Below are 13,150 nucleotides of genomic sequence, written 5' to 3'. Positions count from 1 at the left end.
TCTTGCACTGGATACTTGAATGTGACATAGCGATAGATAGAAAGCAAATCGAATGCGAGATATCGGCTATGGCGGCTATGACGATGGGGCGGCGTGCGTGGCGGGGTGATGGAGCGAAGCGCTTCGGCGCTCAGGCGGGTGCCCTTCTGGCGCTGGGCTTGGCCCTGTCGGCCTGCGCCGTCACGCCGGAGCCGCTGACGCTGGACGAGCGCCGCGCCCAGATGGAATCCGACCGCGCCCGCCTCTTCACGGATCAGGAGCCGGTCGCCGCTCCCATCTCGCTGCCCGAGGCCATCGCCCGCGCCATCAAGTACAACCTGGACTACCGGCAGGCGATGCTGGAGGAGGCGGTGCAGGCGCGCCAGCTCTCGCTGACCACCTACGACATGCTGCCGAAGCTGGCGGCCAACGCCGGCTTCACCACGCGCGACAAGGACTATCTGACCGTCAGCCGCAGCGCCACGACCGGCACGCGCTCGCTGGAACCGTCGATGAGCCAGGACCGCAACCGGGCCACCGCCGACCTGACGCTGACCTGGAACATCCTGGATTTCGGCGTCAGCTACTTCCAGGCGCACCAGCAGGCCGACCGCGTTCTGATCGCGGGCGAGCGGCGGCGGCGCATCATCAACTCCATCGTCCAGCAGGTGCGCGCCACCTACTGGCAGGCCGCCACGGCGGAGCGGATGGAAAGCCGCATCGCCCCCGTGCTGGAGGAGGCGCGCAAGGCGCTGCGCGACGCCCAGACGGTGGAGAACGAGCGGCTGCGCCCGCCGCTGGACAGCCTGCGCTACCAGAAGGCGCTGCTGGAGATCATCCGCCAGCTTGAGACGGTGCAGCAGGATCTGGCGATCTCCAAGGCGCAGCTCGCCGCGCTGATGAACCTGCCGCTCGGCCAGACCTACACGCTGCAACTGACGGACAACTTCGGCAAGGACCTGCCGGAAATCCCCATGTCGCTGGAGCGTATGGAAACCGTGGCCCTGCTGCGCCGTCCGGAGGTGCAGGAGGAACGCTACCAGAAGCGCATCAACCTCGCCGAGGTGAAGAAGGCCATGGTGCGCATGCTGCCGGGCATCAGCCTGACCGGCGGCTACAACTACGACAGCAACTCCTTCCTGGTGAACAATTTCTGGGCGGAGGCCGGGACGCGGCTGGCCTACAACCTCGTCTCGCTGGCCAGCGGCCCGGCGGCCATCCGCGCGGCCGAGGCGCAGGAGGAGGCGAGCGACTTCCGCCGCCTCGCCGTCAGCATGGCGACGCTGACCCAGGTGCACGTCGCCTACCAGCAGTTCCGCCGCTCCCGCACCAGCTACGAGCAGACGAAGGTGCTGGAGGGCATCGAGCGCCGCATCAACGAGCAGGTGCAGCAGCAGGCCACCGCCAGCGCCGAATCCGGCCTGGAGCGCATCCGCGCCAAGGCGTCCGCCATCAACGCGGAGCTGGCGCGCGACCGCGCCTACGCCGACCTTCAGAACGCCACCTCGACCGTCTATGTGGCGCTGGGCCTCGACCCGCTGCCGGAAACGGTGCAGAGCCAGGACGTGAAGGGCCTGACCACCGGGATCGGCGCCGTCCTCGCCGACTGGCAGTCCGGCCGCATCCTGAAGGACCTGCCGGAGGACGCGCCCGCCGCCCCGACGGCGGAAGTTCCCGCGAAGGAGCCCGTGTCCTGACCCTGCGCCCCGCCCGCATCCTGCAAGTCGCCGCCCTCAGCACCCTCCTGCTGACGGCGGCCGCTCATACCCAAGCCCACGCCCAAGGCCCCGCCACCCCGGCGGAGGCCCCCGGCGGCGAGATCCGCGCCCAGCTCAGCCCGGTGCGCAGCACCGTGCTCTCCACCGAAGTCCCCGGCCGCATCGCCGAGCTTCCGGTGCGCGAGGGCGAGCGCTTCGCGGCGGGCCAGCGGCTGGTCGGCATCGACTGCTCGCTGCACAAGGCGCGGCTGGACAAGGCGCGGGCGCAGCTTCAGGGCGCGCGCAAGACCCATCAGGTGCACGCCCGGCTGGACAAGCTGAACTCCATCAGCGCGCTGGAGGTCGAGGCCTCCGCCGCCCAGCAGGCCGCCGCCGAGGCCGAGGTCGCCATGATGCAGACGCTGGTGGAGCGCTGCGCCATCGCCGCCCCCTACCCCGGCCGCGTCGTGGAGCTGAAGGTCCGCCGCGACCAGTATGTCGCCGAGGGGCACGAGATTCTGGAGATCCTCGACGACCGCGAGCTGGAGGTGGAGCTGATCGTGCCCTCCCGCTGGCTGTCCTGGCTGAAGCCCGGCACGCCCTTCGCCCTGCGCATCGAGGAGACGGGCAAAAGCGTCCCCGCGAAGATCGTCCGCCTGGGCGCCCGCATCGACCCGGTCAGCCAGTCCATCAAGGTCTTCGGCACCCTCGCCAGCCCCGGCACCACCCCCGGCCCCGACCTGATCGCGGGCATGAGCGGCACCGCCGTCTTCGACCCGCCGCGCTGAGACCCGACCCGAGAAAACGGGGGAACCGTTGCCCGCCCCGGTGATTGTCACCAGGAACCCCGGCCAGCGGAGGACGAATGCCCCCGTCAATTCCCTTATCCATCCAGGCGGGCTTATGGGGCCTTCTCAGCGGTTCGGCGCTGCTTCTGGGCGCCGGCGCGGCCTATCTGGCGCACATCCCGCAACGCGTCATCGCCGGCGTCATGGCCTTTGGCAGCGGCGTCCTGATCTCCGCCCTGTCCTTCGAACTGATGGACGAGGCGATCCGGCGCGGCGGCTTCCCGGCCACGGCCGCCGGCTTCCTGGGCGGCGCCCTGGTCTACACCATCGCCAACATCATCGTCTCGCGCCGGGGCGCCAAGCACCGCAAGCGCTCCGGCGGCCAGCAGCCGTCGGCGGACGAGGGCGGCGGGCTCGCCATCGCCATCGGCGCGCTGCTCGACGGCATCCCGGAATCGGTGGTCATCGGGGTCAGCCTGATCGAAGGCGGGGCGGTCAGCTTCGTGGCGGTGATCGCCGTCTTCCTGTCCAACGTGCCGGAGGGCCTGTCGAGTGCGGCCGGCATGAAGAAGGCCGGCCGCTCCGCCGCCTACATCTTCGGCCTGTGGAGCGGCATCGCGCTGATCTCCGGATTCGCCGCCTATCTCGGCTACGTCCTGTTCGCCGGGCTGGGCGACGCCGTCGTGGCGGCCACCCAGGCGGTGGCGGCCGGCGCCATCCTCGCCATGATCGCCGACACCATGATCCCCGAAGCCTTCGAGGCGACCCACGACTACGCCGGCTTCATCACCGTCGCCGGCTTCCTCGCCGCCTTCGCCCTGTCGAAGCTCGGCGGGTGAGTGATTGAAAAGCCCTTCTCCCCTTGGGGGAGAAGGGTTGGGATGAGGGGTCGTTACCGCTCAAAGAGCGGGAAGAAGACTAGCCGGCATTCGCCGGCTTCCACCCTCACCCCAACCCCTCTCCCCTCAAGGGAGAGGGGCTTTTCAAAGGTCCAAACCTTTACGCCGCCTTGAACGCGCGTTGGTTCACGCCGCCTTCGGCGATCTGGTTCAGCTTCTGGTCGGTCGCCTTTTCCTCCTCAAGCGTCTGTTCGAGAAGCCGGGCGACGTCCTTCATCCCGCAGGTCTCGGCCAGGGTGCGCAGCGCGCCGTAGCTGGCGATCTCGTAATGCTCGACCTTCTGGGCGGCCATGATCAGGGCGACGTCGAGCACTTCGGCCGACAGTCCCTCGTTCATGACCTCCTGCGCCTCCTCGATCAGGCCCTGGGTCGCTTCGCAGGTGTTTCCGCCGGGGTTGGCCTTCAGCGTCTGGAAGATCTGCTCCAGGCGCTTCACCTGCCCCTGGGTTTCCTGAAGATGGGTCTGGAAGGCCTGCTTCAGCTCGGACGAGGAGGCGGCCTGCGCCATCTGGGGCAGCGCCTTCATGATCTGCGTTTCGGAGCTGTAGGCATCCTGCAATTCACGGACGAGGAGTTCCTTGAGCTTCTGTTCGGACATGATGAGGTCCCATTGGGGTTGACGGGCACCCCCCTCAACAGGCCTTGGCGCCGGATCGGCCACTTCCCCTTCCGGACAGGAACTTCCCGAGCCGGGGCCAAGTTGCCCCGGTCCCGTCGGGGACGATCAAGATCGGTGCTTGTTGAGGGATGGCACCTGATTCTTCGCCCTCCCTCGACTCCGCCCGAGTCCCCAAAAAGACGGAGACCAGTCCCACCATGTGCGGCATCAGCGGCGAAGTCCGCTTCGACTCACGTCTGGCCTCGGCGTCCGCGGTCGGCGCCGTCACCGAAGCCCTGGCCCAGCGCGGCCCCGACGGGCAGGGCCTGTTCGCCCACGGGCGCGTCGCCTTCGGCCACCGGCGGCTCAGCATCATCGACCTGTCGCAGGCCTCGCAGCAGCCGATGGTCGATCCGGACCTCGGCCTCGCCATCGTCTTCAACGGCTGCATCTACAACTACCCGGAGCTGCGGGCGGAGCTGGAGGCCAAGGGCTACCGGTTCTTCTCGCACGGCGATACGGAGGTCTTGCTGAAGGCATACCACGCCTGGGGCCGCCGCTTCGTGGAACGGCTCTACGGCATGTTCGCCTTCGCCATCTGGGAGCGCGACAGCGGCCGCGTCACGCTGGGCCGCGACCGGCTGGGCATCAAGCCGCTGTACATCAGCGAGACTCCGGGCCGTCTGCGCTTCGCCTCCTCCCTGCCGGCGCTGCTGGCGGGCGGCGACGTGGACACCGACATCGACCCGGTGGCGCTGCATCATTACATGAGCTTCCACGCCGTCGTCCCGGCGCCGCTGACCATCCTGAAGGGCGTGCGCAAGCTGCCGCCCGCCACCCTCCTGACGCTGGAACCGGACGGCCGCCGCACGGAGGAAACCTACTGGACCGTCACCTACGGCCCGCAGGGCGACGACGACCGGCGCTCCGAGAAAGACTGGCAGGACGCGGTCCTCGCCACCCTGCGCAAGGCCGTGGAGCGCCGTCTGGTCGCCGACGTGCCGGTGGGCGTGCTGCTGTCGGGCGGGCTGGACAGCTCCGTCATCGTGGCGCTGCTGGCGGAGGCCGGGCAGACCGGCCTGCAAACCTTCTCCATCGGCTTCGAAACCGTGGGGCAGGAGCGCGGGGACGAGTTCCAATACTCCGACCTGATCGCGAAGCGCTTCGGCACCGACCACCACAAGCTGTTCATCGACAGCAACCGCGCCCTGCCGGCGCTCGCCGACTGCGTGCGCGCCATGGCCGAGCCGATGGTCAGCCACGACGCCATCGGCTTCTTCCTGCTGTCGCAGGAGGTGTCCAAGCACGTCAAGGTCGTGCAGAGCGGCCAGGGGGCGGACGAGATCTTCGCCGGCTACCACTGGTACCCGCCGATGATGGAGGCGACCGACCCCGTGTCGGCCTACGCCAAAGTCTTCTTCGACCGCGACCACGCGGAGATGGCGGAGGCGCTGAACCCCCGCTTCCTCGCGGGTGAGGACGCCAGTAGCACCTTCGTCGCCGCCCACTTCGCCCGCCCCGGCGCCGACCGCCCGGTGGACAAGGCCCTGCGGCTGGACAGCACCGTCATGCTGGTCGACGACCCGGTCAAGCGCGTCGACAACATGACCATGGCCTGGGGGCTGGAGGGCCGCGTGCCCTTCCTCGACCACGATCTGGTGGAGCTGGCGGCGCGCGTGCCGGCGGCGCTGAAGGTGCGCGACGGCGGCAAATACGTGCTGAAGGAGGCCGCGCGCCAGGTCGTGCCGTCGGAGGTGATCGACCGGCCCAAGGGCTACTTCCCCGTCCCGGCGCTGAAATACCTGCGCGGTCCCTATCTGGAGCTGGTGCGCGACGTGCTGAACCAGCCCGCGGCCCGCGAACGCGCCCTGTTCCAGCCGGCCTACCTGGACCGCCTGCTGAGCGACCCGGAGGCCCACATCACGCCGTTGCGCGGATCGAAGCTCTGGCAGGTCGCCCTGCTGGAGTTCTGGCTGCAAACCCATAGGATTTAAGCCATAGCATGATGCAGAACCAAATCCGACCGGCCTACCGTATCGAGCGTTTTCTGCTGGCCTCCCTTCACGGCGCGGAAACACCGCGCAAGCGCAAGGTGCGGCCCACGGGGCCGACGCCGCGGGCGGCGGTGGACTGCGGCTGGGGACGCCTGCTCTTCGCGCAGACCTTCCCCGACGTGCAAAGCCTGATCGAGGCGATGCGGGAGGAGCGCACGGGCCGGCGCGACATCGCGCTGTACCTGACGGATCCGCACGTCGCCCTGTCCCAGGCCCCGACGGAGCTGTTCCTTGATCCCTCGCACACCTACCGCCTGCGCCTGTCCACCTTCCGGCCCGGCCCGCAGCTGCGCGGCTTCAACATCGAAGCGCCCCGCGCGCGGGAGGACGCCGACGCGGTGAACCGCATCTACGCCGCGCGCGGCATGGTCACCACGGATCCGGAAGCCTACTGGGCGGCGCGCGACAGCCGCGTGCTGACCCACCTGATCGCGACGGATCCCGTCACGGGCGCGGTCATCGGCTCCGTCACCGGCGTGGACCATGTGCGGGCCTTCAAGGATCCGCAGAACGGCTCCTCCCTCTGGTGCCTCGCCGTCGATCCGCAGGCCGCCTATCCCGGCATCGGGGAGGCGCTGGTGCGCGCGCTCGCCGAGCATTACCGGGAGCGCGGGCGCAGCGTCATGGACCTGTCGGTGCTGCACGACAACCAGAACGCCATCGCGCTCTATGAAAAGCTGGGCTTCAAGCGGGTGCCGGTCTTCGCGCTGAAGACCAAGAACCCGATCAACGAGAAGCTGTTCGCCGGCCCGGCGGTGGACGCCGGCCTCAACCCCTACGCCATGATCATCATCAACGAGGCGCGGCGGCGCGGCATCGGGGTGGAGGTGGTGGACGCGGAGGCCAACCTGTTCCGCCTCAGCTTCGGCGGGCGCAGCATCCTGTGCCGGGAAAGCCTCAGCGAGCTGACCTCGGCGGTCGCCCTGTTCCGCTGCGACGACAAGTCGGTGACCCGCCGCGCCCTGGTCAAGGCGGGCCTCAGCGTGCCCGACCAGATGGTCGCCACCGGCATGGACGACAACGTCGCCTTCCTGGAGCGCCACGGCAGCGTCGTCGTGAAGCCCGCGCGCGGGGAGCAGGGCCAGGGCATCACCGTGGACGTGCGCGACGCCGACACGCTGTGCTGGGCCATCGAGAAGGCCAGGAAGGTCTGCGACACGGTGCTGATGGAGCAGTTCGTGCGCGGCAACGACGTGCGCGTGCTGGTCATCGACTACCGCGTGGTCGCCGCCGCCGTGCGCCGCCCGGCGGAGGTGGTCGGCACCGGCGACCGGACCATCGCCCAGTTGATCGAGGCGCAGAGCCGCCGCCGCGCCGCCGCCACCGGAGGCGAAAGCCGCATCCCCATGGACGCGGAGACGGAGCGTTGCGTCCGCGACGCCGGCTTTTCCATGGACGCCATTCTACCCGAAGGACAGGTGCTGGCCGTTCGGAAGACCGCGAACCTGCACACAGGTGGAACACTCCATGATATCACAGACAGGCTCCACCGCCGGCTGATAGAAGCCTCGATCGACGCCGCCCGCGCCCTGGACATTCCCGTGGTCGGGCTGGATTTGCTGGTTCCGGACCTGTTCGGGCCGAACCATGTGTTCATCGAGGCGAACGAGCGGCCGGGTCTGGCGAACCACGAACCCCAGCCCACCGCCGAACGGTTCCTCGATCTCCTTTTCCCATATTCGGCCATTGGATCCTGAACGGCGTGAGCGAACCTCAAGGAGGGGGCATGGAGCAGGCATTTCTGACGCGGACCGACGGTGTGGCGCGTCCGGTCATCGACATGGACTACGTCACCGACTTCCTGCGCCGCCTGCTCGACATCCCCAGCCCGACCGGCTACACCGACCAGATCGTGCATTTCTGCGGCGACGAGTTCCGCCGCCTCGGCATCCCCTTCGAACTGACCCGCCGGGGCGCCATGCGCGCCGATCTGGTCGGCGCCCGGAAGAGCCCCGACCGCGCCGTGGTCGCCCATCTCGACACGCTGGGCGCCATGGTCAAGATGCTGAAGCCCAACGGCCGGCTGGAGCTGGTGTCCATCGGCACATGGTCGGCGCGCTTCGCCGAAGGGGCGCGCTGCACCATCTTCACCGACCGGGGCAGCTACCGCGGCACCATCCTGCCGCTGAAGTCCTCCGGCCACACCTTCAACACCGAGATCGACACCCAGCCGGTCGCCTGGACCAACGTCGAGCTTCGCGTGGACGCCTGCTGCGGCAGCATGGAGGATCTGGTCCGTCACGGCTTCAACGTCGGCGACTTCGTGGCCATCGACCCTCAGCCGGAATTCAACCCGAACGGCTTCATCAACTCCCGCCACCTCGACAACAAGGCCGGCGTGGCGGTGATGTTCGGCGCCGCCAAGGCCGTGCTGGACAGCAAGGCCCTGCTGCCGGTGGACTGCCACCTGCTGCTGACCATCTCCGAAGAGGTCGGGTCGGGCGCCTCCTCCGTCCTGCACCAGGACGTGGCGGAGATGGTGACCATCGACAACGGCACCACCGCCCCCGGCCAGAACAGCCGCGAGTTCGGCGTGACCGTCGCCATGGCCGACAGCTCCGGCCCCTTCGACTACCACCTGACGCACAAGCTGCTGGATCTGTGCCAGGACCACGGCATCGACCACCAGCGCGACGTCTTCCGCTATTACCGCTGCGACAGCGCCGCGGCCATCGAGGCCGGCAACGACATCCGCACCGCGCTGGTCTGCTTCGGCATCGACAGCTCCCACGGCTACGAGCGCATCCACACCGACGCGCTCCGCTCGCTGGCCGAGCTGATCGCCCTCTACATGCAGAGCGACGTCACGGTTCCCCGCGACCGCCTCGGCCTCGGCCCCATGGTCGGCTTCCCCTGGCAACCGACGGCCCCGGCGGAAGGCCCGGAGGGGTAAGGAAAATCCCAGATAATCCCCCTCGCCCGCCTCCGGCGGGAGAGGGAGGGACCCACCGCGCAGCGGTGGGAGGGTGAGGGCAAGGTTTCCCCGAGAATCTTGACTATGTGCAGCAAGGTCTGCCCGAAAAACCTTGCCCTCACCCTCCCGCTTCGCGGGCCCCTCCCTCTCCCATCGGAGATGGGCGAGGGGGGCTCAGCACACCTCACCCCTTCCGGTTCGCCAGCGCGCCGACCGACAGGCACAGGATCTCGAACAGCATCTGCGCGCCAGCGTGGGCGGTGTTGGTGGTCGCGTCGTACTGCGGTGCCACCTCCACCACGTCGCCGCCGATGACGTCCAGCCCCTTCAGGCCGCGCAGGATGGCCAGCGCCTCCCGCGTCGTCAGGCCGCCGACCTCCGGCGTGCCGGTGCCGGGGGCGAAGACCGGGTCCAGGCAGTCCACGTCGAAGGAGATGTAGACCGGCCCGTCGCCGACCACGTTGCGCGCCGTCTCGATCACGCTGGCGATGCCGCGCTCCGGGATGTCCTCCGCATGGATCACGGTCATGCCGCTGTCGTAGGAGAACTCCCACAGATACTCGGTGCTGCCGCGGATGCCGATCTGCACCGTGCGCTCCGGGTCCAGCACGCCGTCCAGCACCGCCTGCCGGAACGGGCCGCCGTGGTGGAACTTGGCGCCCTCGTAGGGGCCGCCGGTGTCGCAATGGGCGTCGAAGTGGATCAGGCCCACCGGCCGCTCCCGCCCCAGCGCCTTCAGGATCGAGTAGGTGATGGAATGGTCGCCGCCGACCGACAGCGGCACGACGCCCGCGTCCATGACGCGGTTGTAGAAGGCCTGGATGTCGGTGTGGCAGGCCTCCAGGCTGAAGCGGCTGCTGAGCGGCACGTCGCCCACGTCGGCCAGTTTGCAGGCCGCCGCCGGAACCATGCGCAGCGCGTGCTCGTACGGCCCGATGCGCTCCATGCCACGCACGGCGCGCGGCCCGAGGCGGGCGCCCGCCCGGTTGGTGACGCCGAGGTCCATCGGCACGCCGACCAGCGCGATGTCCAGCCCGCCGAAGTCGGCGGCGTCCGGCGCGTCCGGCCGGAAGGGCGCGTCCAGCAGCGTGGAGACGCCCGCGAAGGGCTGCACCCGCTTGCCGCCGGAGAACTGGAGTGCGGCCACCCGCTTGAACTCCGGATCGTGGAAGTCGTCGCCGCCGGAGCCGCTATACTTCGTACGCAAATGATTGAGCTTCTGAGGGTCGATCATGGTCGGATTCTCTTTGAAAAAAGGGTCGTTTCTGTTGGGTTTCGCTTTGCTCAACCCAACCTACGAAGGCTACGAAGGCGCTCCCCCGTAGGTTGGGTTGAGGCAAAGCCGAAACCCAACGGCAACGGCTCAATCGTGCTTGGCCCAGGCGCCCAGCAGGCGCGGCAGGTCGCCGAACCACGCGATCAGCCCGAACACCAGCGCGGTCAGCGCCACGAACAGCACCGTCACGGCCGCCATTGTCGGCGTGTATCCGTAACGGAGCGCGTTGAAGATCTTGATGGGCAGCGTTTCCAGCGTGAAGCCGACCACCATGTAGGCGACGATGTACTCGTTCAGCGACAGCACGAACGCAAAGGCGAAGCCGGAGATGACGTAGGGCCGCACCAGCGGCATCACGATGGTGCGCAGCACCGTCCGGTCGTCCGCCCCCATGGTCGCCGCCGCCTCCACGTAAGAGCGGTCCACGGCGCCGAAGCCCAGCGACAGCGTGACCAGCGGCAGCGTCACGAAGAACACCGCGTGGCTGACCACCACCGTCCAGGGGGAGCCGTACTCGCCCACCGCCGCCCAGAAGCTGAGGAAGCCCAGCGCCGTGATGACCGGCGGCAGGATGAAGGGCGTCATGCCCAGCACCTCGAACGCCCGCGCCCAGGGGGCGCGCCAGCGCCACAGGAACCACGCCAGCGGGAAGGCGATCAGCACCGCCAGCGCCGCCGACAGCGTCGCCACCACCAGGCTCGCCACCAGCGCGTTGCGCCAGCCGGGGTCGGTGAACACCTCCGCGTACCAGGCCAGCGAGAAGCCTTGCGGCGGGAAGGTCAGCGCCTTCTTGGCGTTGACGGAGACGCCGGCCACCACGATCAGCGGCGCCGACAGCAGCAGCGCGATCAGGGACACGACGACGGTGTTCAGCTTGCGCATCAGCATCACGCCGCCTCCTCCTTACGGCCGGCGAGCAGCGCCAGCCCGACCAGCGCGAGGCTCACCAGCACCAGGAACACCGCCATGGCCGCCGCGAAGGGCATGTTGGACTGGTAGATCGCCTGATCGGTGATCAGCACCGACAGCGTCCAGTGCTGCGGCTTGCCCAGCAGTTGCGGCAGCAGGTAGGAGCCGAGCGCGAAGACGAAGACCATGATCGTCGTGGCGACGATGGTGTTGCGCAGCCCCGGCACGACCACCGTGAAGAAGCTCTTCACCGGCGAGGCGCCGAGCGTCCGCGCCGCCTCCACCAGATAGGGGTCGAGCCGCGCCAGCGAGGGGTAGAGCACCAGCACCGTGTAGGGGAAGGCCTGATACACCAGCCCGGCCAGCAGCGCGCCGAAGCTGGGGCTCAGCGCCTGCGGTTCGCTCATCAGGCCCAGCGCGACGAACAGGTTGGTGATGCCGGCGGTGCGCGACAGCAGCGTGCTCCACGCAAAGCCGATGATCACCTCCGACAGCGACAGGATCGACAGCAGAAAGACCAGCCAGCGGATCTGGTTCACCCGCGGCAGCCGCACCAGCCGGTAGGTGAAGGGGAAGGCGATGCCCACCGCCACCGCCGCGACCAGCGCCGCCAGCCCCAGCGAGAAGGACATCACCCCGCCGAAGAAGGTGGTCAGGAACCGCTCGTAGTTGGAGAACACGAAGTCCGGTTCGTAGAAACCGCCCGGCACGCGCCGGAAGACGCTGACCGCGATCATCAGGCTGAAGGGGATCACGAAGAAGACGACCAGCATCAGCGCCGGGAACAGGATCGGCGAATGCTCGGCCAGGGTGCGGGGCGCGCGCCGGATCATTGCGGACGGTCTCCCATCGGCGGCAGCACGACGCAGGCCGCCGGCGGCAGCTCCACCGACAGCGGCCCGCCCGCCTCCACCCGCAGCCGGTCCTGCGGACGGGCCACGGCGATGATCTCCGTCCCGGCCACGTCGATGCGGAACTCCACGCTGGCGCCCAGGTCGCGCATGAAGGCCAGCGTTCCGGTCAGCCGGTTCGGCCCGTCGCTGCCGGCGGGATGCACGATCACCTCCTCTGGCCGCACGGACAGCAGCACGCGGCCCGACGGCGGCAGGTTCGGCAGATGCAGGTCGCCGCCCGGCACCGCGACCGTGCCCCGCGCCGTCACCTCCCCATCCAGCAGGTTGGTCAGGCCGATGAAGTCGGCGACGAAGGCGTCGGACGGCTGGCGGTAGACCTCCATGGGCGAGGCCGCCTGATGGATGCGCCCCTGCGACATGACCACCACGAGGTCGGCCATGGTCATGGCCTCCCGCTGGTCGTGGGTGACCACGATGGTGGTGATGCCCAGCCGCTGCTGAAGCTGCTTCAACTCGATCTGCATGGCCTCGCGCAGCTTGGCGTCCAGCGCCGACAACGGCTCGTCCAGCAGGAACAGCTTCGGCTTCAGCGCCAGCGCGCGGGCGATGGCGACGCGCTGCCGCTGGCCGCCGGACAGCTTCGACACCGGCCGGTCGGCGACGCCGGGCAGGCGCACCAGCTCCAGCAATTCCTCCGCGCGCCGGCGCTGCTCGGCCTTCGAGGCGCCCCTGATCCGCAGCGGATAGGCGATGTTCTCCCCCGCCGTCAGGTGCGGGAACAGGGCCAGCGACTGGAACACCATCCCGAACTCCCGCAGATGCGCGGGCGCCTCGGTGATGTCCCTGTCGTCGATCAGCAGCCGGCCGCCGGAGGGGTCCTCCAGCCCCGCGATCATGCGCAGCAAGGTCGTCTTCCCGCAGCCGGAGGGGCCGAGCAGGCAGACGAACTGCCCGTGCGGAATGCGCAGACTGGCGCCGTGCACCGCGACCACGGAACCGTAACGCTTGGTAAGACCGTCAAGGACAAGGGCGGACATGGGCGGCTCTAAAATGAAGGCATCATTCCCTCTCCCCTCTGGGGAGAGGGTTAGGGTGAGGGGGTCCGGCGATTGCCGAACCTCCCTGTCCCCCGTCATCCCCCTCACCCCGACCCTCTCCCCGGAGGGGAGAGGGGGATGTTGG

11 protein-coding genes are annotated in these 13,150 nt (G+C 68.9%); 6 read left to right on the top strand and 5 right to left on the bottom strand.

Features of this window, described 5'->3' with window-relative positions; translation table 11 throughout:
- Window positions 1-68 precede the first annotated feature (68 nt).
- From ACSVC7_RS25900 to ACSVC7_RS25890, 3 genes are all read left to right on the top strand, one after another.
- A complete protein-coding gene (locus ACSVC7_RS25900; RefSeq protein ID WP_448208045.1) occupies window positions 69-1,676 on the top strand; it encodes a TolC family protein in 1,608 nt (535 codons plus the stop codon).
- Window positions 1,586-2,464: an efflux RND transporter periplasmic adaptor subunit gene (locus ACSVC7_RS25895; protein ID WP_483508827.1), complete on the top strand. Its 879-nt coding sequence runs from the start codon at window positions 1,586-1,588 to the stop codon at window positions 2,462-2,464. The genes ACSVC7_RS25900 and ACSVC7_RS25895 overlap by 91 nt, the downstream gene beginning before the upstream one ends.
- Before the next feature lie 77 nt (window positions 2,465-2,541).
- Entirely contained in the window at window positions 2,542-3,303 is a 762-nt protein-coding gene (locus tag ACSVC7_RS25890) for a ZIP family metal transporter (RefSeq protein WP_448208046.1), read from the top strand.
- Window positions 3,304-3,463: 160 nt separating this feature from the next.
- On the opposite strand, the gene ACSVC7_RS25885 is transcribed toward ACSVC7_RS25890, so the two are convergent.
- Window positions 3,464-3,961, bottom strand: coding sequence for a YciE/YciF ferroxidase family protein (locus ACSVC7_RS25885; RefSeq protein WP_448208047.1), 498 nt, complete (start codon window positions 3,959-3,961; stop codon window positions 3,464-3,466).
- A gap of 218 nt (window positions 3,962-4,179) precedes the next feature.
- Here ACSVC7_RS25885 and ACSVC7_RS25880 point away from each other — a divergent pair, with 218 nt between their 5' ends.
- From ACSVC7_RS25880 to ACSVC7_RS25870, 3 genes are read left to right on the top strand one after another with little or no spacing between them, the layout of a single operon-like run.
- On the top strand, window positions 4,180-5,955 hold the full coding sequence (locus tag ACSVC7_RS25880) for an N-acetylglutaminylglutamine amidotransferase (RefSeq protein WP_448208048.1): 1,776 nt from the start codon (window positions 4,180-4,182) through the stop codon (window positions 5,953-5,955).
- A gap of 8 nt (window positions 5,956-5,963) precedes the next feature.
- A complete protein-coding gene (gene ngg / locus ACSVC7_RS25875; RefSeq protein WP_448208049.1) occupies window positions 5,964-7,712 on the top strand; it encodes an N-acetylglutaminylglutamine synthetase in 1,749 nt (582 codons plus the stop codon).
- A gap of 29 nt (window positions 7,713-7,741) precedes the next feature.
- Window positions 7,742-8,908, top strand: a complete 1,167-nt coding sequence (locus ACSVC7_RS25870; protein ID WP_448208050.1) for an osmoprotectant NAGGN system M42 family peptidase — start codon at window positions 7,742-7,744, stop codon at window positions 8,906-8,908.
- Between the two features lie 205 nt (window positions 8,909-9,113).
- On the opposite strand, the gene speB is transcribed toward ACSVC7_RS25870, so the two are convergent.
- The 4 genes from speB to ACSVC7_RS25850 form a co-directional block, all read right to left on the bottom strand.
- Window positions 9,114-10,136, bottom strand: coding sequence for an agmatinase (speB, locus tag ACSVC7_RS25865; RefSeq protein ID WP_483508817.1), 1,023 nt, complete (start codon window positions 10,134-10,136; stop codon window positions 9,114-9,116).
- Between the two features lie 156 nt (window positions 10,137-10,292).
- Entirely contained in the window at window positions 10,293-11,093 is an 801-nt protein-coding gene (locus tag ACSVC7_RS25860) for an ABC transporter permease (protein WP_448208052.1), read from the bottom strand.
- Window positions 11,093-11,947 (bottom strand): ABC transporter permease, encoded by an 855-nt coding sequence (locus ACSVC7_RS25855; RefSeq protein ID WP_448208053.1) that lies wholly within the window; start codon window positions 11,945-11,947, stop codon window positions 11,093-11,095. The genes ACSVC7_RS25860 and ACSVC7_RS25855 overlap by 1 nt, the downstream gene beginning before the upstream one ends.
- The gene (locus tag ACSVC7_RS25850; RefSeq protein WP_448208054.1) at window positions 11,944-13,005 is read right to left on the bottom strand and encodes an ABC transporter ATP-binding protein; all 1,062 of its coding nucleotides are present in this window, start codon (window positions 13,003-13,005) and stop codon (window positions 11,944-11,946) included. Before ACSVC7_RS25850 ends, ACSVC7_RS25855 begins: the two co-directional genes overlap by 4 nt.
- Window positions 13,006-13,150: the final 145 nt, after the last annotated feature.

This window comes from Azospirillum mesophilum (assembly GCF_053470405.2).
Note: the sequence above shows the minus strand (reverse complement) of the source record. Positions and strands in the feature narration are given on the sequence as shown.